The organism is Desulfocurvus sp. DL1XJH-121, from assembly GCF_054819825.1.
In genome coordinates, this window is sequence record NZ_JBTVWW010000032.1 from 1 (window position 1) to 25,284 (window position 25,284).

Sequence of the window (25,284 nt, forward strand, 5' to 3'; positions counted from 1 at the left end):
AGCCGTACCCCAACCAAGGGCGGCATGACCACGCTCATTTCATGGCCTACTGTCAGGTGATAACCATCTTAGCACACCTTGCCTGAAAGAGGTGAAGATTGTGAATGGACGTCCTCTAAGTTAATCCACGAACTTGGAGTACAATTTGTCCTGAGTCGTTTTACCATGTCTTGACCGCCCAGCATCATGGGCTTGCAGATTCAAGCCTCTCTCTCAGTCGAAAGGATTGGGCGCGGTGCGGCGCTCGCGCTCCTGGGCGCGTTCCTCGGCCAGGCGCAGGTATTTCTGGTGTTCGCTGTCCGGGTGCAGGTTGAGGAGCTTGACCAGCGTGCGGGTCTGGTGCTCCTGGCGGCGCATGAGCACGCCCAGGCGGCGCTGGTTGTGCACCAAAAGCAGGATCAGGAGCACCAGCAACAGGGGCGTCAGGTCCTGCACCAGGGCGTAGGCCTGTTGCAGGACGCCGTGGGCCGAGGCCAGCACGGGCTGCGCCGCCTGGATGGTCTGCTGGGTCAGTTCGCCGGCCTGGGTGGCGATGTCGGGCATGGGCGTCTCCTGAGGGGGTTCCGCCGGGCCGGGCCGCAGGCGGGGCTGCCCGGATTTCTAACCCATCCCGGGGAAAATGTTAATGCCCGCCCCGGGGCCTGGGGGGAGCCGCGTTATCCGCTTCCTGTTGACGCGTTGCCGGGCGGCGGCTACGTTGGGCCCTGCTGGAGGACCATGCCCCCGCGCCGGGCTCGGGCGTGTTCCTGCGGCCAGCCAGGGAGGAACCATGAGCAGACTTTTGTACATCAAGGCCTCGCCCCGGGCGGACAGGTCCCGTTCCGTGGCCGTGGCCGAGGCCTTCGTGAAGGCCTGGAAGGACGCCAACCCGGGGGCGGAGGTGGCGGTCAAGGACGTGTTCACCGCCAATCTGCCGGCCATGGACGGCCTGACCCTCCAGGCCAAGTACGCCATCATGCACGGCCAGGAGCACGGCGAGGGCGAGAAGCGGGCCTGGACCGCCGTGGAATCCCAGATCCGGGAGTTCGCGTCCTTCGACCGCTACGTGTTCGCCGTGCCGATGTGGAATTTCTCCATCCCCTACCGCCTCAAGCACTACCTGGATGTCCTGATCCAGCCGGGCTACACCTTCAAGGTGGACGAGAACGGCTATCAGGGCCTGCTCACGGGCAAGAAGGCCCTGCTGGCCCTGGCCAGCGGCGGGGAGTACGGCCCGGGCTGCCCCACGGACACCTGGGACTATCAGACCGGATACCTGCGCATGATCCTGGGCTTCATGGGCATCACCGACGTGGCCCTGGCCGAGGCGCGCGGCACCCTGTCCCCGGCCGGGGAGGGGAACCTGGCCAAGGCCGTGGAGCAGGCGCGGCAACTGGCCGCCTCCTTCTAGCCGACGCAACGCGAAACGCCCCGGACGTTGCCGTCCGGGGCGTTGATCCTTTCGGTGCGGACGGGCCTAGTCCGTGGTCCGCAATTCGTCCATGAGCTTCTGCAGTTCGCTGATCTGTCCGGCCATGTCCGTGACGGCCCCGGCGGACCGGGCCATGCTCTCCGACGTCTCCGAGGAGATGCGGTTGATGTCCTCCATGGAACTGGTGATCTGTTCGCTGGCCGCGGACTGCTCCTCGCTGGCCGTGGCGATGGCGCGCACCTGGTCCGAGGTGCTGTCCACAAGCTCCACGATCTCGCGCAGGGCGGTTCCGGCCTGCCCGGCCAATTCCGTGCTGCTGCCCACGGCCTCCTCGGCGGCGGACATCTCCTGGATGTTGACCTTGGTGCTGTGCTGGATGGCGGCGACGGCGTCACCCACCTCCTTGGTGGCCTGCATGGTCTTCTCGGCCAGCTTGCGCACCTCGTCGGCCACCACGGCGAAGCCGCGCCCGGCGTCGCCCGCGCGGGCGGCCTCGATGGCCGCGTTCAGGGCCAGGAGGTTGGTCTGGTCCGCGATGTCCGTGATCACGTTCATGATCTGGCCGATGCCCTCGGCCTGGCGCCCCAGGTCGTCGAGGCTCTGGCCCATGACCTGGGTCTGGTGCTGGACCTTGTTGATGGCCTGAACCACCTGTTCCACCACCTGGGCGCCGCTGGTGGCCTTTTCCTTGGCCATGTCCGCGCGCTCCGAGGCCCTGGACGCGCTCTGGGCCACCTCCAGCACCGTGGCGTTCATCTGCTCCATGGCCGTGGCGGTTTCCGTGGCCCGTTCCTTCTGGTGCTCGGAGCCCTGGCTGGCGTTGTCGATCTGGGTCGAGAGGTCGCCGGAGGAGAAGGTCAGGCGCCGCACCACGCCTTCCAGCCTGTCCGCGGCCTGGTTCATGCCCTCGCTCTTGGCGGACTCGGCGCGGCGCGTGGCCTGCTCGGCCTCGCGCGTGGCCTCTTCGGCCTGGGCGGCCTTCTGGGCGGCCTCTTCCTTCTGGGTTTCGGCTTCGCCCAGGGCCTGCTTCAGGGTGCCCACCATGGAGCGCACCGCGTCGGCCAGGATGCCGACCTCGTCCTTCTGGCGGATGTCCAGGGCGGAATCCAGGTCGCCCTCGGCCACCTTCTGGGAGAAGCCCAGGAGCCGTCTGATGGGCCGGGTGATGTTCAGGGACAGCAGGGCGGCCACCAGGATGCTCAGCAGCGCGCTGCCCAGGGTCAGGCCCGTGATGGTCACGGCCATGCGGCCGAAGGTCTCCTGGGCGTGCTCGTGGGAACTGGCGGCGCCTTGGTCGTAGATTTCCGTCAGCTTGTCGATGTAGTCGCGCATGGCCTCGAATTCATCGCCGGCCCGGCCCAGGACGATGTCTTGGTCCATGGCGCCGCCCTTGGCCCGGGCGTTCACCAGGGCCCTGGACGTCTTGCCCCATTTCTCCCTGGCCTTGGCGTAGTCGTCCAGCAGGGCCAGCTGCTCGGCCGAATGGGGCAGGGCAGCGAACTTGCCCAGGCGGTCGTCGGCCTGCTTGAGGTTGCCGTCGTAGGCCTTGACCAGATCGGCGAAGCGCTTGTCGCCGGGGTCGGCGAAGACCATGGAGCGTTCCGCCACCATGAGCTGGTGCAGGTCGCGGTCGGCCTGCAGGAGTAGATCCTTGGCCACCATGTCCTCGGTGAAGACCTTGTCCAGCGAGTCGTTGATGCGTTGGGCGCTGAAAAAGCCGGTGAGCCCCACCACCGCGATGAGCGCGATGTTGAGCACCACCATCAGGCCGAGTTTCAGGCCGATCTTGACGTTTCCGAGGGAAGCCATGGGACTCCTCCTTGAGGTTTTTGGCCGATGCGGAATGGGGGACGGAACCCGCATGCCCTGTCCCGTGCGCTCGGCGCTGTGAGAGAGTTGATATAGAGCAGAGACCGCGAAATGTGCAGTTGAGGTCCGGACGCTGTCCGGGAGGGCTGAGACGGATTCGGGGGGGAAGCCGAATCCACTATGTCGTGGGCGAATGCAGTGGGCTGCATCGTGAAACTTGGCGAGAACGTACTACATTCTCCTCTGTCTGGTAGTTTATCTATAATAAGCTAATCTGAGGACATAAACGTTGGTATCTCAAACAATATAGCATGCTCCATTGCGTGCCGCAAGAGCATGTAAAAAGTTCATGTTTTTACCGTGCTCAGGATTTGAAAAGGCCCCGGCGGTCGAAACCGCCGGGGCCCTGGAAACCGGATATGCGGGGCGCTGGCGGCCCCGGGCCGGGAAAATCAGTCCTTGTCCGTTGCCTCGACCGAGTTTCCGGGTTCGGCCATCTCGCCGCGCAGCGGAGTTTCCTCGGCCGCGTCCGTCGCTTCGGGCGCTTCCTCGGGCTCGGCGGCCTTGTTCCTGGCCTTTTTGGCCGCCAAGCGGGCCGCGCGCTTCTCCAGCTTCTCGGCCTCTTCGGCCTGCAGGGCGCGGCGCAGCACCTTGCCCACCATGGTCTTGGGCAGCTCGTCGCGGAATTCCACCTGCCGGGGCAGCTTGTACTTGGCCAGCTTGTGGCGGCAGCAGGCGATGACCTCGCTCTTGGTCATCTCCTGGCCCGGGTGCAGCACCACGTAGACCTTGACGATCTCGCCGCGCGCGGAGTGGGGGATGCCCACGGCCACGGCGTCCTTGATCTTGGGGTGCTCGTGCAGGACCTCGTCGATCTCGCGGGGGTAGATGTTGTACCCGCTGGAGATGATCAGGTCCTTCTTGCGGTCCACGATGACGAAGTAGCCTTCCTCGTCCATGGTGGCGATGTCGCCGGTGTACAGCCAGCCGTTGCGCAGCACGTTGGCGGTCTCGTCGGGCCGGTTCCAGTAGCCGCTCATGACCTGGGGGCCGCGCACGATGAGTTCGCCCTTGTTGCCCGGGGGCAGGGGCACCTGGCCCACGTCCATGTCCACGATGCGGCAGTCCGTGTCCGGGAGGGGCAGGCCGATGGAGCCGTTTTTCTGTTTGCCCTTCAGGGGGTTGAAGTGCGTCGCCGGGGAGGCCTCGGTGAGCCCGTAGCCCTCCACGATTTCGCAGTCCGCCATCTCCTTGAAGCGGTTCAGGATGTCCATGGGGATGGGCGCGGAACCGGAAATACAGAGCTCCAACGATTTGAAATCCTTGGGCGAGATGTTCTTCTGGTGCAGCAGCGAGGCGTACACCGCCGGGGCGCCCGGGAAGATGCTCGGCTTGAACTTCTTGATGGTCTTCAGGAGGTCCTGGGGCACGAACCGGGGCACGGGCAGCATGGTGGCGCCCACGCTGGTGGGCAGGTTCAGTCCCACGGTCAGCCCGTAGATGTGGAAGAAAGGCAGGACGTTCAGGAAGGTCTGGTGTTTTTTGCCGATGCTGAACAACAGCTCCTGGGCCTGCTGCACGTTGGCCGTCATGTTGGCGTGGGTGATCATCACGCCCTTGGCGATGCCCGTGGTGCCGCCCGTGTACTGCAACAGCGCGATGTCCCGACGGGGATCCGCCGGGGGGCGGCTGATGCGCTCCTCGCCCTTCAGGAGCGGCTTGAAGCGCAGCACGGTCTTGTTGTCGTAGGGCGCGGCCGTGAACAGGTTGTCCTTTTTGGCCTTGAATTTATAGAGATAATTCAGGGGGAAGCCCAGACAGTCCGCGATGGAGGTGATGATGAACTTCTCCACGGGCAGCCGGTCGCGCACGCTCTTGATCTTGGGCCAGAGGTGGTCCAGCACGATCATGTAGCGGCAGCCCGCGTCGTTCAGCTGGTGGATGAGCTCCTTCTCCATGTACAGCGGGTTGGTCATCACGCACACCGCGCCGGACTTGAGAATGCCCCAGTAGGCCATGATGGTCTGGGGCAGGTTGGGCAGCATCACGGACACGCGTTCCCCGGGCTGCACGCCCAGGCGGCGCAGGTTGGCCGCGATGGTCTCCACGGTGACCAGGAGCTTCTTGTAGTTGATGTCCCAGTTGTTGAATATGATGGCCTTGTTGCGCGGAAATTGTTTGGCGGCGCGGTCCAGATAACCGAACACGGGGATGTTCTCGTAGGAGAGGGTCGGGGAGACTTCCTTGTCGTAGCTTTGGATCCACGGTCTGGGCGTGTCGGTCATGCCTTCCTCGCTGGTCTGATGTCGCATCGCCGCCGTTCGGCAGCCATGCGCGGCGGGCTCGCCGGGGTATACTATGAAACGGCGGGCCCTGTGAAGCGTGCCGCAATGCAGCCCGAAGCCTGTAATGCAAAATGGGGATTTTGTATACCCGGGAGCCGCGGCGCGTGCTCCGCACGGGAAACCGGGGCCGCGCGGCGCGGGGAAGGCGCGGCCGCCCCGGGGACGGCCGCGCCGGATTTCAGAGCCCGTCGGCCCGGGCGCGCGCCCGGGAACGGATGGCCCGCACCTCGGCCGCGGGCAGGCAGAGGAATTCCAGGAACGCCTGGTGGCGGTCCGGGGCGCTCTGCTCAAAGGCCGCGTGCCAGTGCAGCATGTCCCCCTCGCTGAAGCCCGAGGCCGCCAGCAGTCCTGTCCAGGTCTCCTTGTCCATGACGCCCACCCGCGCGCGGGATTGCGGGTTCTTGAGGATGCCCAGGATGAACCGTTGCTGGCCGCGCAGGCGCTCCACGTCGCGGTCGATCTCCCCGAGCCGCGCCTCCAGCGCCGTGCCCAGCCCCTGGCTCCCGGAGTCCAGCAGCTCGGCGATGTCCGCCAGGCCGAGGCCCGCCCGGCGCAGGGTGGTGATGCGTTCCAGGCGTTTGGCGTCCCGCGCGGTGTAGAGGCGGTAGCCGCTCTTGGAACGCTCCGAGGCCGCCAGCAGCCCGATGCGGTCGTAGTGCAGAAGCGTGCTCCTGGGCACGCCCAGGCGTTTGCCCAGGGCTCCGATGGTCTCCATGGCTTCTCCCCTCCGCCCGGGCTCAGGCCCGGGGCGCGGTCATGGTCCCTGTTTGCAGATAGTGCGAGAGCATCCGGGCGATGCCCTCCACCTCTTCTTGGTAGCCCCCGTGGGCCAGCTCATCAAGCAGGGTTTCGCCCGAGGGCGTCAGCGCCGTGGCCGCCACCTCCCAGACGATGGCCGTGCCGCCGTCGCCGTGATCCAAGAGGGTCAGGGTCAGCCGCCGCAACAGGCCCAGGGAGGACCAGCGCACGTATTCCACCTGGCGCGGAGGTTCGTGGCGCGTGCAGACCCAGACTTCGCGCCCCCGGCCGGGGAAGTCCGTCTCGAACACGCAGTCCCGCTCCGCGAAGCCCGAATCCGAATGCCGCAGGTCGCATTGCCAGTGGGGGATCCAATCGTACTCGCGCGTGGGGCAGAGCAGGGGGAACACGGCCGCCGGGGGCGCGGCCAGGACGATGGGCGTGGCCCGCGCGAAGCGCCGGGCCGAAGGGCTGTTCATGGTGTTCTCCTTGGTTGGGGTGAATGAAGCCGGGAGCATGAACTGTGAAGCCGCTGACGGGTCAAGGGCGGAAAGGGAAAATTCGGCATTGGAGGCGGATAAGAAAAATTGTTGACAACCCGCAGAGAACAAGACAAGGATTGAATCGACCATTGAAACGGTGTTTGCGAATTAGCTTGGAGGGTTCATGGCCGAGAAGGACACCAAGGGGACCAAGGAGCGAATCCTGGAGGCGGCCTCGGACGTGTTCGCGGAGCAGGGCTTCGAAAAGGGCACGGTGCGCGAGATTTGCGCCCGGGCCAAGGCCAACGTGGCGGCCGTGAATTATCATTTCCGGGACAAGCAGGAGCTGTACGTGGTGGTCCTGGACGCTTGGCGCCTGGAGAGCAGCGCGAAGTTCCCCCTGGACGGCGGCCTGCCTCCGGACGCGCCCCTGGCGGAGCGCCTCACCGCGTTCTACGCCGCGGTGCTCAAGCGTATCTTCATGTGCGGCAGGGATTTCGAGGAAGCCCGCCGCCGCGGCCAGGTCATCATGCAGGAGTTGGCCTCGGGCCGCTTCCGCATCGGTCGCGACCGCGACGAGGCCTATTGCGAGATGAAGGAAACCATGACCGCCTTGCTGGCGGAAGTCATGGAGTTCGCACCCAAGGAATTGATCCAGGCCAGCGTGAGCAGCTGCCTCAGCCAGCTGACGACGTATTTCGTGGGCTACGTGGCAGAATTCGACGAGAACACCCTGTCCAGCGTCAGGGATATCGAACAGGTGGCCGCGCATATGACCGTGTTCGCCATGGGCGGCGTGCGCGGGATCCTGGAGGCCGCCGGGCTGGATGTCCCGGCAGCCGCATTTGCCCGGGTCCCAACCCCTTGCGGGAATTTGCAAGCCGGGCTATAGGTTGTCTCCCCCCCGGCGGGCGGGCCCTTGATTCCTCGTCTCCCCCCCAGAGGAATCGGGTCCCGCCCGCCTTCTTTTATACGCACGAAAAGACGGCCCCGCCTTGCGGCGGGGCCGTTTGTTTTCAGCGGCTCCTAGTCCTAGTCCTCGCGCCGCAGCACGTAGAACTCGTAGCCGTATTCCCGGTTGAACCTCTCGAAGAGGTCCATCTGCTCCTCGGTCATCTGAGTCACCACGGCCGCGACCTCGTCGCCGGGGTGGGCCCGGCGGAAGGCGGGGAGCCTGGTCCGCAGGGGGGCGTAGTACTCCTCGCTCCAGCCCCGGGCGCCCAGGGTGAAGTGCCCGAGCACCTCGTAGCCCGCCTGGCGGCAGGCCGCCAGGTTGCCCCGCACGTCGCGCATTTCGGGGCACCACTGGCCGAAGTAGGCCTTGGTCTCGGAGCTCGGGGTCCTGGTGTGCCAGGTCAGTTCCGAGAGGACCAGGCAGCCCCCGGGGCGCAACAGGCCGCGCCACAGGGCCAGCCCCCGGTCGAAGCCCACCACGAAGACCGCGCCCTCGCACCACACCAGGTCGAAGGACGCCGGGGCCAGGGGCAGGTCGCCTATGTCCGCCCGCAGCGTCGTGATCCGGTGTTCGAGGCCCTTGGCCCGTACCGCCGCCCCGAGCTGGTCCAGAAAGGGCGGGTTGATGTCCGTGGCCGTGATGCGCCCCCGGGTGGCCTCGGCCAGGTGCAGGGTCTGGGCCCCGGAGCCGCAGCCCACGTCCAGGATGTCCGGTTCCCCGGGCAGCCCGGCGCACATGTCCAGTGCCTTCAAGGTGGCGCGTCGTTCACCGGGCCCCTGGCGGGGTGTGTCCCGGTGCAGTTCCATAAGCAGTTCGATCAGTCTTTCCTGCATCGCGTGATGCTCCATATGGTATACGGAGTCCGGCGCGCAGGCCGGAACCCATGGTTATCGCCGCAAGCGCCCCGCGTTGAGGGGCGGCCTCGGTCGGATGCCTCGGGTTCCTACGCAAGATCCATCAGATCGTGGGTCAAACAACACCTCGGGTGTTCGGCTTTAGCGGCTTGCGCCGCGTGTTGGGCCCGGCCGACTTGGCCGGTGCCGGAAAATCTAGTTCGCGCCCGCCTTGGCGGGGGTCTTGGACTTCATGAGCGGCTTGTCCACGCCCACGGTCTTGAGCTTGGCTTTCAGCTCCCTGGTGCTCTCGGGGGTGCCGGTGTGGTGCACCATGACCCGGTGCCAGACGGCGTCTCCGGCCTTGGCCTCCTCAATGGACACGGACAGCCCGAGCTTCTTGAGGCGCGTGACGAATTCCCTGGCCATGTCCGGGCTCTTGAGGGCCGCGGCCTGGTACACGTAGCGGAAGACTTGGCCGTCGTCGGCCTGCGCCGTCGCCGCTGCCTGGGCCGGCTGCGCGGCGGCCGGGGCCTCGGCCTTGGCCGGCTTGGTCTCGGGTTTGGAGGCCTTGGCGGGCACTGCGGGCTTCTGCTTCACCGTGTCGAAGAATTCCAGTTCCTCGGGCTTGAGCACCCCGTCCTTGGCCGGGGCCGCCGAGGCGTTCTCCCCGGGGCGGGGCATGATCTCGGCCAGCTGCGGTACGGCCTGCTCGGGCTTGTAGCCTCGGCCCACCAGCACGCCCAGGATGAAGACCCAGACCAGGGCCGCCACCCCGACCACGGACAGGGACACCAGCCCGGCCGTGGACAGGCTGAAGGAGAAGCGTTTGGGCTCCGTGTGCTCCCTGTTCTTTTTGCTTTCGCGCGCCATGGTCTCTCCTCGTTGCGTCCGGCCCGGCTACATGCTGTCCGGCGCGGTCACGCCCAAGAGGTCCAGGCCGTTTCTGAGCACCTGGGCCACGGCGTCCAGGAGCAGCATGCGCGCGCCCACCTGCTCCTCGGTGTCCGCGTTCAGGATGCGCTGCGCGTGGTAGTAGCTGTGCAGGCTGCCCGCCAGGTCCAGGAGATAGTAGCTCAGATGGTGCGGGGACAGGGTGCGCGAGGCCGCGCCCAGGGCGTCGGGATACTGCTCCAGGAGCTTCAGCAGGCGCTTGTCCTCGGGCGTGTCCAAGGCCGCCAGGACCCCGGCGTCCACGCTGACCACCTCGACCCCGCGCTCGGCGGCCTTGGTCATCACCGACTGGATGCGCGCGTGGGCGTACTGCACGTAGTATACGGGGTTGTCCATGGACTTCTGTTTGACCAGCTCCAGGTCGAAGTCCAGGTGGCTGTCGCTCTTGCGCGACAGGAACATGAACCGGGCCGCGTCCGGGCCCACCTCGGCCACCACGTCGGCCAGGGTCTCGAACTTGCCCGCGCGGGTGGACATGGCGATCTGCTCGCCGCCCTGCAGGAGGTTCACCAGCTGCACCAGGAGCACCTGCAGGGCGGCGGCGGGTTTGCCCAGGGCCTGCACCGCGGCCTTCATGCGCGGCACGTAGCCGTGATGGTCCGCGCCCCAGATGTCCACCACCAGGTCGAAGCCCCGGTCGTACTTGTTGTCGTGGTAGGCGATGTCCGAGGCGAAATAGGTCAGGGAGCCGTCGGATTTCCTGAGCACGCGGTCCTTGTCGTCGCCGAACTCCGTGGTCTTGAACCAGAAGGCCCCGTCCTTGTCGTAGGCCAGCCCGGCGTCGCGCAGGCGCTGGAAGGTCAGCTCCACGGCCCCGGTCTCCACCAGGCTCTGCTCCGAGAACCAGATCTCGTGCTCGACGTTGAATTCGGCCAGGTCCAGGCGGATGCCGTCCAGGATCTCCTCCATGGCCGTCTCGCGGCAGAGGTCCAGGATCTCGTCCTCCGGGGCCTCGGAGAACCAGTCCTCGCCCTGCATGTCCAAGAGCGCCTCGGCGATGTCCTTGATGTAGTCGCCCTTGTAGTAGTCCTCGGGCTCGGCCACGTCGCGGCCCAGGATCTGCTGCAGCCTGTACCACACGCTGCCGCCCAGGATGCGCATCTGGCGGCCGGCGTCGTTCAGGTAGTATTCCGTCTCCACGTCGTGGCCCGTGGCGCGCAGGATGCGGGCCAGACTGTCGCCGAGCGCCGCGCCCCGGCCGTGGCCGATGTGCAGGGGGCCCGTGGGGTTGGCGGACACGTACTCCACCTGCACCCGCGCTCCCTTGCCCAGGTCCTGGACGCCGTAGTCGTCGCCCTCGCCGAGGACGTCCAGCACGGTCTGCTGCCAGAAGTCCGGGCTGAAGAACACGTTCACGAACCCGGGGCCCGCCACCTCGGCCTTGTCCACGTCCGCGCCCCGGGACTCCACGAAGTCCTTGATCTCGACGGCGGTGTCGCGGGGCGGCTTGCCCGTCTGCTTGGCGAGCATCATGGCCAGGTTGGTGGCCAGGTCGCCGTGGGCCTCGTCCTTGGGCGGCTCGATGGTGGCCTTGTCCGGCCAGGAATATCCCTTCTCCCCGACGAAGTCCTCGAGGAGTCTCTGCAAAGTCTGTACTGCGCGCATGATTTTTGTTTCCAGTCTTGTTCGGTAAAAAAGGTGTCTAAGCCTCGGCGGATTGGTCCACGGCCTCGGTGCCGTCCAGGCAGCCGCCGACCCAGTCGTCGCCCATGTCCTTCAGGTTCTGGCCGAGCATCTTGGCCAGGACGTTCTTGGGGCCCACCTCGTGGAAGGTGCGTACGCCGCTAGCGTACAGCGCGGCGTTGATTTCGGTCCAGCGCACGGGCGAGGTCATCTGGCGGCGCATGAGCTTGTGGATGGCCTTGGGGTCGCGCTCGGGCGCGGCCGTGGCGTTGAAATACACGTCGCCCTTGGGCTCGCGCCAGTCGGCCTTGTCCAGGCGCACGGCCAGTTCGTCCGCCGCCTCCTGGATGAGGGGGCTGTGGAACGCGCCGGACACGGGCAGGGGGATGGCCCGGCCCTTCTTCTCCCGGACCAGCTCGGCGGCCGCGTCCAGGGCCTCCCGCCTGCCGCTGATCACGAACTGCGAGGGGGTGTTGTAGTTGGCCACGATGAGGGGCGCGCCGGTCTGCTCCCGCGCGGCCTCCACCACGGCCTCGGCGTCCTCGCGGCCGAGCTTGAGCAGGGCGCTCATGCCCTGGCCCTCGCCCGCGGCCTGGCTCATGAGCCTGCCGCGCAGGCTGACGATGTCCAGGACCTCGTCCACCGTGAGCACCCGGGCCGCGGCCAGGGCCGGATATTCGCCCAGGCTGTGCCCGGCGAAGGCCGCGGCCTTGATCCTCTTCTCGGCGTACATCCACAGGTTCAGGCAGGCCACGGTCAGGGCGGGCTGCAGGGCCGAGGTCTCGGCCATGTCCTGGTCGTCGCCGCCCCAGTAGATCTCGCGCAGGGGCTGCTTGCTCACGGCCTCGGCCCGGGTCCACCAGTACATGGCGTCCTCGTCGGCCTCGGCCAGGGCGCGGCCCATGTTCTTGACCTGGGAGCCCTGCCCGGGGAAAAGTATCGCGCACAGCGCGGGGTTTGCGTTCATGCTCTCTCCTTCCTATGATGCGTGCGACGCGGGGTAGCCCCGCGTCCGTCGCGTGTCAAGCCGCCGGCCCTTTCCGGGCGCGGAAAACGTGTATCTCTGTAATGGATATTCATGCGAAAGCCTAGCCCCAACGACGTGGCCGCCCTGGCCCGGACCCTGGGCCGGGACCTGGACGACGCCCAGGCCGACCTTCTGGCCCGCTATCTCGAAGGCCTTGTGAAATGGAACAAGGCCATGAACCTGGTGGGCGCGGAAACCTGGGACCGCGCCCTTACGGACCTGGCCGCGGACTCCTGGCATCTGGCGGATTTCCTGGCCGGGCTCCAGGCCGACGGGGGCCTGCCCGAGGCGCCGCGCACCCTGGACCTGGGGTCCGGGGCCGGGCTGCCGGGCATCCCCTTGCGCGTGTTCTGGGAGGCCGGGGAGTACGTGCTCGTGGAGCCCCGGGCCAAGCGCACGGCCTTCATGCGCTTCATCCTGGCCCAGATGAACCTGCGGCGCACCAGCGTGGCCCAGTGCCGCGTGGAGGCGCTGGACCCGGCTCTTCTGCCCGTCGACCTGGTGCTCTCGCGGGCCTTCATGCCCTGGGAGGGGCTCCTGCCCCTGGCCGCGACCCTGGCGGGCCCCGCCGGGCGCTGCGTGGTCATGGCCAACGAACGGCCCCCCGCCGGGGCGGACGGCTGCGGGGGCTGGCGCCTGGACGCGGTGCGGGCCTATCCCGGCGGCGGGGGAGAGCGCTATTTCTGGTCCTTTTCCCCGGCCAGCAGCTCGGCGTAGCTCTCCTTGAAGATCAGCTTGGTGGCCTGCTCGTCGGCCAGTTCGGCCACGTCCATGAGCTTCTCCAGGAAGTCGAGGATGGCGAAGCGCCGGTCCTCCTCGCCGTTCTCGAATTCGAAGGCCATGTCGCCGGACGTGATGAAGGCTTCCAGCTTTTCCAGATAGGCCATGTCCAATAAGGGCATCGTCGTCTCCTTGCCCGGCTGCCCCAAAACGCACGTCTGCCGCGTTGCTGCGGGAAATTCAAACCCTCACGTACGGGGAGTACGCGTCGGTCTTGAATTTCCCTTGCGCCTTGCATCCGCACATTTTGGAACAGCCTCCACTGTGTTGGTGTTGCGACGTCCGGTTCCGTGATGGGCCGGGGCCGGTCTAGTGGTGGTAGGGCGCGCCGCGCATGATGCACGAGGCGCGGTAGATCTGCTCCAGGAGGATGACCCGGGCCAGTTCGTGGGGGAAGGTCATGGCCGACAGGGACAGGCGCGCGCGGCAGGCCGCGAGCACCTCGTCGGACAGGCCGTAGGCCCCGCCCACGATGAAGCAGGGGCTGGTGGCCGGGTCGTCGGTCCAGCCCGTCAGCGCCCGGGCCAGCTGCGGCGAGGTCATGGCCTTGCCGCCCTCGTCCAGGGCCACGGGAAAAACCCCGGGGCCCAGCTTCTCCAGGATCAGCTTGCCCTCCCATTCCTTGCGGGCCGGGACGTCCAGGTGCCCGGGGGCGTCCTTGAGCGCTGTCTCGGTCCAGGCGAAGTGCGGTTTGACGCGCTTCTGGTAGTGCTCGGCCGCGTCCTTCCACCAGCCCTTCTTGAGCTTGCCGATCCAGATGAAGCTGATTTTGCGCATTATAGTCCCGGGCCCGCGGCGGTTTCTGTTGTCAAATCGCGGGCCTTGGTTTACTTGACAGGAAACGCGCAGCCGCGCAACCCGTTGCGGCCGACTCCGGCTCCGCGCGAAAACGCAAACCACGACATCCTGCCGATGAACAGCATATTCTGCCTCCCGCGTCTCCGGGCGATATCGGTCCGGGCCTGCGCCGCCCTGGCCGGGCTGGCCCTGTGCCTGTGCGCCGCGTTGGCCGTGGCCGGGGACATGGAGCTGGGCGGGCTGGTGCTGGACAACGAGGCCGGCGACATCAGCGTGCGCTTCGGCGTGCGCCTCACGGGCTACGAGTCCCTGGTCCAGGAGCTGGACGCGGGCAGTTCCGTGGCCCTGCGTTGCAAGGCCCAGGTGCATCGGCGCAAGGACCTCTGGCTGGACAAGCGCGAGGCCGTGGCCCAGGTGTCCAGCGTCCTGTCCAAGGACCTCCTGGCCGACGAATACGTGCTCACCATGCCCGGCGAGGAGGCCCCGAGAAGGAGCAAGATCCTGCCCGCGCTGCTGTCCGAGGCCTGGGGCGCCATGTCCGTGGACCTGGGGCCCTGGAAGGGGCTTGAGCCGGGCAACGAATACACCCTGGACCTGTCCATTTCCATGGACCGCACGGACGTGCCCGTGTGGCTCCGCTACGTGCTCTTCTTCTGGTCCTTCGACGTCTATCCAACGGTCAGCTACCAATTGGAGTTCACCTACTAGGGACGTCCCATGCCTCCCAGCGAATCCATCCAAGTCAGTCCGGGCAAGACCCACGAGCGCAAGCGCCGCCAGCGCGAGCTGCTCCTGGCCTTGGGCCTGCTTCTGGTGGTGCTCATCCTCACCGGGGTGGAGCTCAAGTATTTCGGCGAGATCAGCTCCCTGGTCTTCCTGGGGCTGTTCAACGTCAACGTCATCCTGCTCTTCGTCGTCCTGTTCGTGGTCCTGCGGAACCTGGTCAAGCTCTTCCTGGAGCGCAGGCGCAACGTCCTGGGCTCCAAGCTGCGCTCGCGGCTGGTCTACGCCTTTCTGACCCTGTCCATCGTGCCCACGGTGCTGATGTTCGCCCTGGGCGCGCTGTTCGTGCAGACCTCCGTGGACTTCTGGTTCAAGACCCAGGTGGAGGAGTCCCTGGAGCAGGCCCTGAAGGTGGGCCAGGCCTTCTACACCTCGTCCCAGGAGCGCCTGGAGCGCCGGGGCGGGCACGTGCTGGAGAGCATCCTCGACCGCCGCTTCGCCTGGGGCGGCAAGACCATGCACAAGTTCCTGTCCGAGAAGCGCCTGGAGTACGACCTGGGCGTCATCGGCGTGGCCGGGCCCGACGGCGAGCGCCAGATCTGGCTGGCCGACGACCTCTGGGAGAACCTCTGGCCGGAGATCAAGGACACCATCAACTGGGAGAGCCTGCGCGACAAGCCCGAGTTCTGGTCCACCATCCGCCCGGGCCCGGGCGCGGACATGGTCCTGGGCGTGCTGCCCGTGGACAAGGGCGCGACCGGGTATCTGGTGCTGGGCGAGAACATCGGCCATGGCCTGCTCTACAAGCTGGACCAGATCGTCAAGGGCATCAACGACTACAAGCAGATCCGCAGCATGAAGCACCAGTGGAAGCTGGCCCTGTACGTGCTGCTGGCCGTGGTCACGCTGCTGCTGGTCATGGGCGCCATCTGGTTCGGCATGCGCCTGGCCAAGGAGCTTTCCGCGCCGGTGCAGGCCCTGGCCGAGGGCACCCAGCGCGTGGCGCGCGGCGACCTCACCGTGCGCCTGGAGGACAGCTCCAGCGACGAGCTGGGCTTCCTGGTGCAGAGCTTCAACCAGATGACCGAGGACCTGCGCGTGAGCCGCGCCCGGCTGACCAAGGCCAACCTGCAGCTGAACCGCCAGAATCGCGAGCTGGAGCAGTGGGGCCGCTACATCGAGGCGCTGTTGGACAACGTCACCGCCGGCGTCGTGTCCCTGGACGGCCAGGGCCGCATCAGCACCGTGAACAAGGCCGCCGAGGCCATGCTGGGCCTGGACGGCGAGGCGGTCCTGGGCCGCGAGCCCCAGGACCTGTTGCACGGCGAGGACCTGGGCCTGTTGCCCGAGGTCTTCGGCCGCATCATGGACACCCCCGGGGGCCACGGCCAGCACCAGATAGACATCACTCTGGGCAGCCGGGACCTGAAGCTGCTCGTCAACTGCGTGGCCCTGAACCCCACCGAGGGCGGGGACGGCGGCATGGTGGCCGTGTTCGAGGACATCACCGAGCTGGAGAAGATGCAGCGCGTGGCCGCCTGGCGCGAGGTGGCCCGGCGCATCGCCCACGAGATCAAGAACCCGCTCACGCCCATCAAGCTTTCGGCCCAGCGCATCGAGCGCAAGTTCGCCCCCCAGGTGGACGACCCGGTGCTGGCCCAGTGCACGGACTTGATCGTGCGCCAGGTGGAGCACATGCAGGAGATGGTCAAGGAGTTCTCGGCCTTCGCCAAGCTGCCCGAGGTGGAGCTGCGCATGGGCTTCCTGGCCCCGCTCCTGGAGGAGGTGGTGGACACCTTCCGCCACAGCCACAGCACCATCGGCTGGTCCATGGACTTCCAGACCTCCATCCCCCAGATCCGCATGGACCCGGACAGCATCCGCCGGGTGATGATCAACGTCTTCACCAACGCGGCCGAGGCCCTGGACGGCCGGCCGGGCGGCGAGGTCCGGGTCACGGCCTCCCACGACACCCTGTCCGGCTGGGTGCGCATCGAGGTCGGGGACAACGGCCCGGGCCTGACCCAGGAGGAGCGCTCGCGCCTGTTCGAGCCCTACTTCTCGCGCAAGAAGGGCGGCACGGGCCTGGGCCTGACCATCGTCAAGTCCCTGGTCAGCGAACACCACGGCTACGTGCGCGTGGTGCCGGGCGCGTCCGGGGGCACGGTTATCGTCATCGAACTCCCCGTCCCCTAGCGGGCCGTCCCAAAACGGCGATCTGCTTCGTTGCTGCGAAAAAGGCAAAACCTCGCGTACGGGAGTGCAGCTCTGCTCTCGATATCTTTAAGGCTCGAAGACTCGCCTAACAGCTAATCGGTCTTCGGTCTTGCATTTGCCTTGCGCCTCGCATCTCACTATTTTGGAACGGCCCGCGATGATGGCTTCGGCCTTGTGTGGGCAGTGATCCCGGTTTTTCCCTGCGGCCTTTCCCTTTTTTTCAAATCAACGTAGAATTCGCGCAGACTGGGCCATCCCCTTTGGCGGGGGTGGTTTCGATTTCGCGTCGGCGGCGCAGGCCGCCGGGAGGGAGTGTTATGCGCGTGGCCGTGCTCGGAGGCACGGGCTTCATCGGCCGGGCCCTGGTGGCCGAACTGCTGGCCCGGGGCCATGAGGTCGCGGTTTCGTCCCGTTCGCCCGAACGGGTTTCGGGGCTGTTTCCCGCCGGGGTGAGCGGGCTGGCCTGGGACGGGCGGGACCACGTGGTCCTGGCCCGCTGGCTGGACCGGGGCGGCGACGCGGGGCTGGTGAACCTGGCGGGCGAGGGCATAGCCACGGGCCGCTGGACCGGGGACAAGCGCCGCCGCATCCTGGACAGCCGGGTGCTGGCCGCCCGGGCGGCGGCCCGCGCCGCAGTATGCGCGGCCAATCCGCCCGTGGCCCTGGTGCAGGCCTCGGCCGTGGGCTTCTACGGGGCCCGGGCCTCCCTGGGGGGCGAACTGCTCGGCGAGAACGCCCCGGCGGGGGATGATTTCCTGGCCCTGGTCTGCGCGGCCTGGGAGGCCGAGGCCCAGGCCGCCGCCCGGGAGGGTGTGCGCCTGGCCGTGGCGCGCTCCGGGCTGGTCCTGGGACCGGGCGGGGGAATTCTGCAGAATATAATGCCGCCCTTCAGGTTGTTCATGGGCGGTCCCCTGGGCCCGGGCGGGCAATGGCTGTCCTGGATCCACATCACGGACGAGGCCGGGGCGCTGGCCTGGCTCCTGGAGAATCCGGAGGCGTCGGGGGCCTACAACCTCTGCGCCCCCGAGGCCGTGACCATGCGCGAGTTCTGCGCGGCCCTGGGCCGGGCCATGAACCGGCCGTCCTGGCTGCCCGTGCCCGCCTGGGCGCTGCGCCTGGGCCTGGGCCGCGACATGGCCGGGCAGACCGTGCTGGCCAGCCAGCGGGCCGTGCCCGCGCGCCTCGTGCGCGGCGGCTACGATTTCCGCCAGCCCGGGCTGGACCGGGCCCTCACCGACGCCCTGGCGTCCTGATCGCGGGAGAGGATGATGCCGGATATCCGCGTCCTCCTGGTGGAGGACGAGACCATCGTCCGCATGGACATCAAGCAGCGCCTGGTGCGGCTGGGCTACGAGGTGGCCGGGGAGACGGACCGGGGCGAGGAGGCCGTGCGCCTGGCCGCGGAACTGCGCCCGGACCTGGTGCTCATGGACGTGATGCTGGCCGGGGACATGGACGGCATCCAGGCCGCGGCGCGCATCCAGGCCGAATGCGACCTGCCCGTGATCTACCTCACGGCCTATGCCGACGACGAGACCCTGCACCGGGCCAGGGCCACCTTCCCCTTCGGCTTCATCCTCAAGCCCTTCGAGGACCGGGACATGCTCTCGGCCCTGGAGATGGCCCTCTACCGCCACCGCGTGGAGCGCCAGAACCGCGAGGAGCGCAAATGGCGCGAGGCCACCCTGGACAACGTGGGCGAGGGCATCGTGTCCGTGGACCGGGAGGGGCGCATCACCTACTGCAACGGGGCGGCGGCGCGCATCGCCGGCAGGGGCAGCACGGACCTGCGGGGCATGCTCCTGGGCCACGTGTTCCGCTTCGAGGACGGGGCCGGGCAGCTGTTGCGTTTACCGGACAACGGCAAGAGCTGCCCGCACCTGCGCAGCGACAAGCTGGTGCTGGACGCGCAGGGCGGGCGCAAGGTGCCGGTGGAGCTGTCCTGCGCCGCCGTGGACGACGACCGCGACGGGTTCATGGGCCTGGTGGTGGCCTTCCGCGACATCACCGAGCGCCGGGCGCGGCTCTCGGAACTGCAAAACACGGTGGCGCGCCTGCGCCAGACCGTGGAGGCCACGGTCCAGGCCCTGGTCACGGCCACGGAAAAGCGCGATCCCTACACAGCCGGCCACCAGCAGCGGGTTTCGGCCCTGGCCCTGGCCATGGGGCGCGGCCTCGGCCTGGGCGCGGACCGTCTCGAGGGGCTGGGCGTCGCGGCCCTGGTCCATGACCTGGGCAAGATCCAGGTTCCCGCCGAGATCCTGGCCAAGCCCGCGCGGCTCACGGATATGGAGTTCGGCCTGGTGCGCGCCCACAGCGACGCGGGCTACGACATCCTGAGGCCAGTGCCCTTCCCCTGGGCCGTGGCGGAGTTCGTGCGCCAGCACCATGAGCGCCTGGACGGCACGGGCTATCCCCTGGGCCTGTCCGGGGAGGACATCCTTCTGGAGGCGCGCATCATCGCCGTGGCCGACGTGGTGGAGGCCATGAGCTCCCACCGCCCCTACCGCGCGGCCCTGGGCGTGGAGCGGGCCCTGGAGGAGGTGCGCGCCGGACGCGGCACGCGTTACGACCCGGTGGTGATCGACGCCTGCCTGGAGCTGTTCAAGGGCGGGGCCTTCCGGTTCGAATAGGCGGGGCGGGTTGCGCCCGGGGGGCGTTTGCGGGTATGCACAGGCCTGGGCCGTAGCAAATTTTTCGAATATCGAGGCTGGCATGGCGCGCATTCTGGTGGTGGACGACGAGCAGGACATCCGCCTTTCCCTGCGGGGTATCCTGGAGGACGAGGGCTACGAGGTGGACGAGGCCGAGAGCGGCGAGGACGCCCTGGCCCTGCTGGAGGAGTCCCAGCCCGACCTGGTGCTCCTGGACATCTGGCTCACGGGCATGGACGGTCTCACCGTCCTGGGCACGGTGCGCGCGAAGCCGGACTTCTGCCCGGTGATCATGATCTCGGGACACGGCAGCATCGAGACCGCCGTGTCGGCCATCAAGAAGGGGGCCTTCGACTTCATCGAGAAGCCCCTGTCCCTGGAAAAGGTCATCGTCTGCGTGAACAAGGCCCTGGAGTTCAACTCCATGCGCCAGGAGAACATCGCGCTCCGCCAGCGCCTGTCCACGGACCAGGTCAGCGAGCTCACGGGCCGCTCGCCCGCGGTCCTGGTCCTGCGCGGCCAGATCGAGCGCGTGGCGCCCACGGACGCCTGGGTGCTCATCAACGGGGAGAACGGCACGGGCAAGGAGATCGTGGCCCGCATGGTCCACGACGCCAGCCGCCGCGCGGACTCGCCCCTGGTGGCCGTGAACTGCGCGGCCATCCCCGAGGAACTCATCGAGAGCGAGCTGTTCGGCCACGAGAAGGGCGCGTTCACGGGCGCGGACTCGGCCCAGGCCGGCAAGTTCGAGCTGGCGGACAAGGGCACCCTGTTCCTGGACGAGATCGGGGACATGAGCCTCAAGACCCAGGCCAAGATCCTGCGCATCCTGCAGGAACAGAAATTCGAGCGCGTGGGCGGGCGCAAGACCTTTTCCGTGGATGTGCGCGTCATCGCGGCCACCAACAAGGACTTGATGGAGGAAATCCGCGAGGGCCGCTTCCGCGAGGACCTCTACTACCGCCTGAAGGTCTTCCCCCTGGTGGTGCCGCCCCTGCGCGAGCGCGCCGGGGACATCTCCCTGCTCATGAACGAGTTCGTGGAGCGGTTCACGCGCATGCACGGGTTCAAGCCCCTGGCCTTCAGCGACGCGGCCGTGGACGCGCTCACGCGCTACACCTGGCCGGGCAACGTGCGCGAGCTCAAGAATTTCGTGGAGCGCATGCTCATCATGCACTCGGGCAGCGAGGTGGGCGTGGGCGACCTGCCCGGGGAAATCCTGGCCGCCGGGACAGCGCCGTCCATGGAGGGCGGGGCGTCCCTGCCCGTGCCCAGCGGGGTGGTGGACTTCAAGGCCGCGCGCCAGCAGTTCGAGGCCGAGTTCCTGAGCGCCAAGCTGGACGAGTTTCAGGGCAACGTCACGCGCCTGGCCGAATCCATCGGCCTGGAGCGCTCCTACCTCTACCGCAAGCTCAAGGGCTACGGCATCCTGGGGGCCTGAGGGCCGCCCCGGGGCGTTGCGCGTCCGGGGGTTCTTTTGTATGGTGCGCTCCCGGTCGGCAGTTCACCGAGGCGTCGCCGCCCCTTTCCGGGGTGCTAAACCTGCCAGATTCCCCTCCGTCCGACACTTGTCCTCGTGCCGAGTCGGAAGACGGCGACCACCGACAATCCATTTCCCATGCGTAGGCACGATAGAGAGGATGAGTCATGTCCAGACATCCCTTGCCTTTGCCCGTGGCCGACATCTCGGCCTTCGCCCTGTCCCTGCGCCGCCAGCTGGACGGCCTTGAACGTCTCCCCGGCCATGTGGAGATGCTCAACGCCCTGTCCCGCGCCGGGGGCTTTCGCAACTTCCAGCACTTCCGCGCCCAGTGCGGGGCGCGCCAGGCCCTGGCCGCGCCCGCGCCGGAGGCCCCGGCCCCGCAGGTGGACTACCGCCGCGTGCGCCGCGCCGCGCGCCTGTTCGACGGAGCCGGGCGGCTGACCCGTTGGCCCAAGAAGTACTCCGAACGCCTGCTCTGCCTCTGGGCCCTGTGGTCGCGGATGCCCGTGCGGGCATCGTTCACCGAGGCCGAGGTCAGCCGGTGGCTGGAGGAACGCCACCTGTTCGGTGATTACGCGCTCTTGCGCCGCGAGATGGTGGACAACGGGCTTGTGGTCAGGACGGCCGATGGCCGCAGCTACAAGCGGGTGGAGCAGAGGCCGCCGGATGAGGCGTTGGAGTTGCTGAGGTGTTTGAGGGCCTAGTGGTGGTTGGTTGATGGGTTGATTCGTAACTGGCAGCCCCTTGCGTACGGTTGTGTGCGCGAGGGGCTTTTTTGTTTGGGGAGTCGTGGCGCAAAACCATTTCTGCCCCCCCGCTCTCCCACCGCGATCCCTCGCGGGTGGGGCGTTGGTCTGTCGGGAATGATTGCAGGTGACGCAAGCGCGTCCCAGGCGGGTACGGGGGGCTTCGCTTCGAGGGGTGCCACCCAGGTCGCTGCGCCCCCCGTATCCGCCTGGGACGCTGGACGGTCGCGGTGGTGCGGTCCCCCGATGATTATTCCCCTCGTGTCGCGGCACAGATGATGCCGCCCCGTCGCACGAGCCCGGCTCCGCTGATTTCCATCACAGCCGCTCTGCCGGGCAGCGCGCCGGGGCTTGGGGAGCAGGTGGGGCAGCATCGCAAATAGCACTACACCATGGGGCCGAGTATGATTTCAGGCAGCGCCCCATCTCCATCTTCAGGTAGGATACTTTTTCTTTATTTCCTGTCGCGTTCTCGGATCGGGAGGCTTTCCGCCGGTGACTTGGCGCGCGGCGCGGGAGGGAGGGCACGTTTGGTTTTGCGCCAAAACAACTCGGCGTCAGGCCAATCAGATCATCAGGGCGACGCAAAGGCGTATCGCGTAGCCTTGCCAAAGCCCCTGCCCCGCCATACGCGCGGCCCTCAGGGGAGGACACGTCTTGGCGTTGTCCAAGCCTTTTCGTGGTCCGCCCGCGTCCCAATCAAAAGGAGGGTAGGGGAAGGCTTGAACCATGCCCCGGCTCCCCCTGCCTTTTCTCCCCTCCTCAAAAAAAGGCGGAGAAGGGACGTCCCTTCTCCGCCTTGCGTGAACGGCCCTCCGGGGGCGCCTATTCAGATTTCAGTTCGTTGATCAGGGCGTTCAGGTCCGAGGCCTGCTCGGCCAACCCTTTGACCGCCTCCAGGGACTCCCGCATGGTGGAGGCCGTGATCTCGGATATCTCGTTGATCATGGTCACGGAGGAATTGATCTCCTCGCTGGCCGCGGACTGCTCTTCCGACGCCGTGGCGATGGAGCGGACTTGATCCGCGGACTGTTCCACCACGGAGACGATCTGCTCGAGGACCTTTCCGGACTGGTTGGCCAAGCTTGTGGCCTGGTCCACGGCCTGGGTGGCGTTTTCGACCCCCTGGATGCTGGACTGGGCGCCGGACTGGATGGCAAGGATCGCTTTGCTCACCTCGTTGGTGGCGGACATGGTCTTTTCGGCCAGCTTCCTGACCTCGTCGGCCACCACGGCGAAGCCGCGTCCCGCGTCTCCGGCCCGGGCCGCCTCGATGGCGGCGTTGAGGGCCAGTAGATTGGTTTGGTCCGCGATGTCGGATATGACGTCGATGATTTGGCCGATGTCCTGGGACTGCTTGCCCAGTTCGTTCATGTTCGCCTTGAGGGCTTCGGCCTGCTGCTGCACGCTGTTGATGGCCTCGACCACCTGGCGCACGACCAAGGCCCCCTCGCGGGCGTGGTCCATGGCCTGGTCGGCGTTTTCCGCCGCTTCGGAGGCGTTGCGGGCCACCTCCAGCACCGTGGCGTTCATTTCCTCCATGGCGCTGGCCGTTTCACCGGCATGTTCGCGTTGCTGGTTGGCCCCCTGGGTGGACTGGTCTATCTGGCTCGACAACTCCTCCGAGGCCGAAGTGACGTTGAGAACCACCGCCTCCAGCTTTTCGGCCGCGCTGAGCATGCCCTTGCGCGTGGCTTCCCCCGCTTCCCGGCGGGCCTCGTCGGCTTCCTGCGTGGCCTTGCGGGCGATTTCCGCTTCTTCTGCGGCCTCGCGGCTTTTTTCCTCCGCCTGGGCGATCATCGTCTTGAGGTTGTCCACCATGGTCCGCAGGGATCCGGCCAGTACGCCGATTTCATCCTTCTGGTCGATGTCCAGCTCCTGGGTGAAATCGCCTTGGGCCACCTGTTCGGAGAACAGGGCCGCCTTGCGGATGGGGCGGACCAGCGAGACGGAGAACAGCCACAACACCCCCAGGGCCGCGACGAGGACTCCGCCGCCCACGGCTGCCTGGATCATGACGCCGGATCGGGCCTTGCCGACGAGTGTCTCCTCCAACGCCCTGGCCTCCGCCAGGACGACTTCGGGGCTGATGCGGATGAGCACGCACCAGGGTTTTCCCGTGTCGCCGATGGCGATGGGCGCGAAGGCCCGCATGAGCCCGCTGTTGGGGCCGATGTCCACGAAGGGCTTGGCGTCGTGGATGTATTCTATGATGCTCTGGGCGCTTTTGTACAATTTCCCCAAAGGTTGGCCCACGGCCTTGTCGTCGCCGCTGTGGGCCACGATGCGGCCGGCGTAGCTCAGGATGAGGACTTCACCTTTTCCCTCGTACAGGTTGGAGCTTACCTCCTTGGCCAGATCCTGTATGAAGCCCAGGCGCAGGTCCGAGCCCGCCAGGCCGAGATATTTTCCGTTGTCCTTGATGGGGGCGTTGAGGGTCGCCAGCCAATCCTGCTTGCCCTGGATGATGTAGGGCAGCGGGGATACGGCCACTTCCCTGCCCGTGGCGCGGGATTCCAGGTACCAGGCTCCCTTGATCACCCCGTTGGGGTTGGCTTCGCTGCTTTCATAATCCACCAGGGGCTGGCGGGCCATGGTGCCCTGTTCGTCCTTGTTCCAATAAGGGATGAAGCGCCCAGTGGCGTCGTATCCGTCCTTGCCCCGATATTCGCCGTCCTCGCCGTCCAGGGCGTCGGGCTCCCAGGCGCTGTAGGTGCCCAGGAAGCTTGGATTGCGCTTCAGAACGTTGGGCAGAATGTCGTCCATGATGCCGCGCACCGGGTTGGGGAAACCCTGCTCGGCGGAAAGCTCGCGCATGCGCACCCGCAGGACCTCGAAGACGGCGGCCATGGTCCGGGCCGTATCAATGGTGACCTGCAGGGCGCTTTGCACTTTGGCCGCCTGGGCCTGGGCCAGATTCATGAGGTTTTTTCGCGCTCCGTCCTCCAGCAGATCGTTGACCCGTTGGGTGACGTAGGCCTGGGTCTTGTAACTGGACATGAGGCTGTAGCCCGTCAACGCCCCCACGGTGACCAGCAGGCAGGCGCCTGTGAGCAGTATGATCTTCAGCTGGATCGACTTGAAATGCATGGCATTTTCCTCTTGTCTGCTGTTAATATGTCACAGGGAGTATTTTGCCCTGCGTGCTGTATCGGTGGCTACATCGGATTGTTGTTCTGTGATTGTATGTCGTCCATTTACCGTGTCAGGCTGGTCTTATGGAAATATTGTAGCCTTACAGTCCATTGTGTACGCAGAACAGATGCCATGGTCAACAATAAAGAACGAATGAAGCACGTTAAGGCGTGGGCGTTGCGACGCAGGGCGAGGGCCGCGCGGCAGGGGAGAGGGACGGCCGCCGGACGAGGCGTTGGCGTTGCTGAGGTGCTTGAGGGCCTAGCGGCGTTTGGTTGGTGGGTTGATTCGTAACTGGCAGCCCCTTGCGTGCGTTTGCGTGCGCGAGGGGCTTTTTGATTTGGGAGTCGTGGTGCAAAACCACTTGTTCCCTCCCACCGCGTTCCCTCGCGGATAGGGCGTTGGTTTGTCGGGAATGATGGGGGAGGTGATGCGGCCGCGCCCATGCGGATACGGGGGCTTCGCTTTTCTGATTACCATCACAGCCGCTGCGCCCCCCCCGTACCCGCATGGGGCGCTGAGGCATCACAGTGGTGCGGTCCTGTAATGATATTTCCCCTCGTGTCGCGGC

General features: G+C 66.8%; 21 protein-coding genes. 9 read left to right on the forward strand and 12 right to left on the reverse strand.

Annotated elements, in window-relative coordinates:
• Positions 1 to 213: 213 nt before the first annotated feature.
• Complete coding sequence (locus tag ACYYG1_RS16005; RefSeq protein ID WP_461211339.1) at positions 214 to 543, reverse strand: hypothetical protein; 330 nt, start codon at positions 541 to 543, stop codon at positions 214 to 216.
• A 226-nt stretch (positions 544 to 769) separates the two neighbouring features.
• Between ACYYG1_RS16005 and ACYYG1_RS16010 the strand changes: the two genes are divergently transcribed.
• Entirely contained in the window at positions 770 to 1,390 is a 621-nt protein-coding gene (locus tag ACYYG1_RS16010; RefSeq protein WP_461211340.1) for an FMN-dependent NADH-azoreductase, read from the forward strand.
• Positions 1,391 to 1,456: 66 nt separating this feature from the next.
• On the opposite strand, the gene ACYYG1_RS16015 is transcribed toward ACYYG1_RS16010, so the two are convergent.
• The 4 genes from ACYYG1_RS16015 to ACYYG1_RS16030 all read right to left on the reverse strand — a co-directional run bounded on the left by ACYYG1_RS16015 (position 1,457) and on the right by ACYYG1_RS16030 (position 6,782).
• Positions 1,457 to 3,220: a methyl-accepting chemotaxis protein gene (locus tag ACYYG1_RS16015; RefSeq protein ID WP_461211341.1), complete on the reverse strand. Its 1,764-nt coding sequence runs from the start codon at positions 3,218 to 3,220 to the stop codon at positions 1,457 to 1,459.
• Positions 3,221 to 3,672: 452 nt separating this feature from the next.
• Positions 3,673 to 5,505: a long-chain-fatty-acid--CoA ligase gene (locus tag ACYYG1_RS16020; RefSeq protein WP_461211342.1), complete on the reverse strand. Its 1,833-nt coding sequence runs from the start codon at positions 5,503 to 5,505 to the stop codon at positions 3,673 to 3,675.
• Positions 5,506 to 5,743: 238 nt separating this feature from the next.
• Positions 5,744 to 6,280 carry a MerR family transcriptional regulator gene (locus tag ACYYG1_RS16025; protein WP_461211343.1) on the reverse strand — a complete coding sequence of 179 codons (537 nt, stop codon included), beginning with the start codon at positions 6,278 to 6,280 and terminating at the stop codon, positions 5,744 to 5,746.
• Positions 6,281 to 6,302: 22 nt separating this feature from the next.
• Positions 6,303 to 6,782: an SRPBCC family protein gene (locus ACYYG1_RS16030; RefSeq protein WP_461211344.1), complete on the reverse strand. Its 480-nt coding sequence runs from the start codon at positions 6,780 to 6,782 to the stop codon at positions 6,303 to 6,305.
• Between the two features lie 187 nt (positions 6,783 to 6,969).
• Between ACYYG1_RS16030 and ACYYG1_RS16035 the strand changes: the two genes are divergently transcribed.
• Positions 6,970 to 7,677, forward strand: coding sequence for a TetR/AcrR family transcriptional regulator (locus ACYYG1_RS16035; RefSeq protein ID WP_461211345.1), 708 nt, complete (start codon positions 6,970 to 6,972; stop codon positions 7,675 to 7,677).
• Positions 7,678 to 7,817: 140 nt separating this feature from the next.
• Here ACYYG1_RS16035 and ACYYG1_RS16040 read toward each other — a convergent pair whose 3' ends face one another.
• From ACYYG1_RS16040 to ACYYG1_RS16055, 4 genes are all read right to left on the reverse strand, one after another.
• The gene (locus ACYYG1_RS16040) at positions 7,818 to 8,573 is read right to left on the reverse strand and encodes a class I SAM-dependent methyltransferase (protein ID WP_461211346.1); all 756 of its coding nucleotides are present in this window, start codon (positions 8,571 to 8,573) and stop codon (positions 7,818 to 7,820) included.
• A gap of 216 nt (positions 8,574 to 8,789) precedes the next feature.
• The gene (locus ACYYG1_RS16045; RefSeq protein ID WP_461211347.1) at positions 8,790 to 9,446 is read right to left on the reverse strand and encodes an SPOR domain-containing protein; all 657 of its coding nucleotides are present in this window, start codon (positions 9,444 to 9,446) and stop codon (positions 8,790 to 8,792) included.
• A gap of 27 nt (positions 9,447 to 9,473) precedes the next feature.
• Positions 9,474 to 11,132, reverse strand: a complete 1,659-nt coding sequence (gene argS / locus ACYYG1_RS16050) for an arginine--tRNA ligase (protein ID WP_461211348.1) — start codon at positions 11,130 to 11,132, stop codon at positions 9,474 to 9,476.
• Positions 11,133 to 11,169: 37 nt separating this feature from the next.
• Positions 11,170 to 12,117 carry an ACP S-malonyltransferase gene (locus ACYYG1_RS16055; protein ID WP_461211349.1) on the reverse strand — a complete coding sequence of 316 codons (948 nt, stop codon included), beginning with the start codon at positions 12,115 to 12,117 and terminating at the stop codon, positions 11,170 to 11,172.
• 111 nt (positions 12,118 to 12,228) lie between these two features.
• On the opposite strand from ACYYG1_RS16055, the gene ACYYG1_RS16060 reads away from it, so the two are divergent.
• The gene (locus ACYYG1_RS16060) at positions 12,229 to 12,894 is read left to right on the forward strand and encodes a 16S rRNA (guanine(527)-N(7))-methyltransferase RsmG (protein ID WP_461211350.1); all 666 of its coding nucleotides are present in this window, start codon (positions 12,229 to 12,231) and stop codon (positions 12,892 to 12,894) included.
• On the opposite strand, the gene ACYYG1_RS16065 is transcribed toward ACYYG1_RS16060, so the two are convergent.
• The gene (locus tag ACYYG1_RS16065; RefSeq protein ID WP_461211351.1) at positions 12,855 to 13,079 is read right to left on the reverse strand and encodes a hypothetical protein; all 225 of its coding nucleotides are present in this window, start codon (positions 13,077 to 13,079) and stop codon (positions 12,855 to 12,857) included. The two genes, ACYYG1_RS16060 and ACYYG1_RS16065, sit on opposite strands and share 40 nt — an antisense overlap.
• A 187-nt stretch (positions 13,080 to 13,266) precedes the next feature.
• Positions 13,267 to 13,734: a 23S rRNA (pseudouridine(1915)-N(3))-methyltransferase RlmH gene (locus tag ACYYG1_RS16070; protein WP_461211352.1), complete on the reverse strand. Its 468-nt coding sequence runs from the start codon at positions 13,732 to 13,734 to the stop codon at positions 13,267 to 13,269.
• A gap of 135 nt (positions 13,735 to 13,869) precedes the next feature.
• On the opposite strand from ACYYG1_RS16070, the gene ACYYG1_RS16075 reads away from it, so the two are divergent.
• From ACYYG1_RS16075 to ACYYG1_RS16100, 6 genes are all read left to right on the forward strand, one after another.
• The gene (locus ACYYG1_RS16075; protein WP_461211353.1) at positions 13,870 to 14,463 is read left to right on the forward strand and encodes a DUF4390 domain-containing protein; all 594 of its coding nucleotides are present in this window, start codon (positions 13,870 to 13,872) and stop codon (positions 14,461 to 14,463) included.
• Positions 14,464 to 14,472: 9 nt separating this feature from the next.
• Positions 14,473 to 16,674 carry a sensor histidine kinase gene (locus tag ACYYG1_RS16080; protein ID WP_461211354.1) on the forward strand — a complete coding sequence of 734 codons (2,202 nt, stop codon included), beginning with the start codon at positions 14,473 to 14,475 and terminating at the stop codon, positions 16,672 to 16,674.
• Between the two features lie 338 nt (positions 16,675 to 17,012).
• The gene (locus ACYYG1_RS16085) at positions 17,013 to 17,948 is read left to right on the forward strand and encodes a TIGR01777 family oxidoreductase (RefSeq protein ID WP_461211355.1); all 936 of its coding nucleotides are present in this window, start codon (positions 17,013 to 17,015) and stop codon (positions 17,946 to 17,948) included.
• A 15-nt stretch (positions 17,949 to 17,963) separates the two neighbouring features.
• On the forward strand, positions 17,964 to 19,328 hold the full coding sequence (locus tag ACYYG1_RS16090; protein ID WP_461211356.1) for an HD domain-containing phosphohydrolase: 1,365 nt from the start codon (positions 17,964 to 17,966) through the stop codon (positions 19,326 to 19,328).
• An 82-nt stretch (positions 19,329 to 19,410) separates the two neighbouring features.
• Positions 19,411 to 20,790, forward strand: coding sequence for a sigma-54-dependent transcriptional regulator (locus tag ACYYG1_RS16095; protein ID WP_461211357.1), 1,380 nt, complete (start codon positions 19,411 to 19,413; stop codon positions 20,788 to 20,790).
• A 206-nt stretch (positions 20,791 to 20,996) separates the two neighbouring features.
• The gene (locus tag ACYYG1_RS16100; protein ID WP_461211358.1) at positions 20,997 to 21,536 is read left to right on the forward strand and encodes a DUF2087 domain-containing protein; all 540 of its coding nucleotides are present in this window, start codon (positions 20,997 to 20,999) and stop codon (positions 21,534 to 21,536) included.
• A gap of 867 nt (positions 21,537 to 22,403) precedes the next feature.
• On the opposite strand, the gene ACYYG1_RS16105 is transcribed toward ACYYG1_RS16100, so the two are convergent.
• The gene (locus tag ACYYG1_RS16105; RefSeq protein ID WP_461211359.1) at positions 22,404 to 24,668 is read right to left on the reverse strand and encodes a methyl-accepting chemotaxis protein; all 2,265 of its coding nucleotides are present in this window, start codon (positions 24,666 to 24,668) and stop codon (positions 22,404 to 22,406) included.
• Between the last annotated feature and the right edge of the window lie 616 nt (positions 24,669 to 25,284).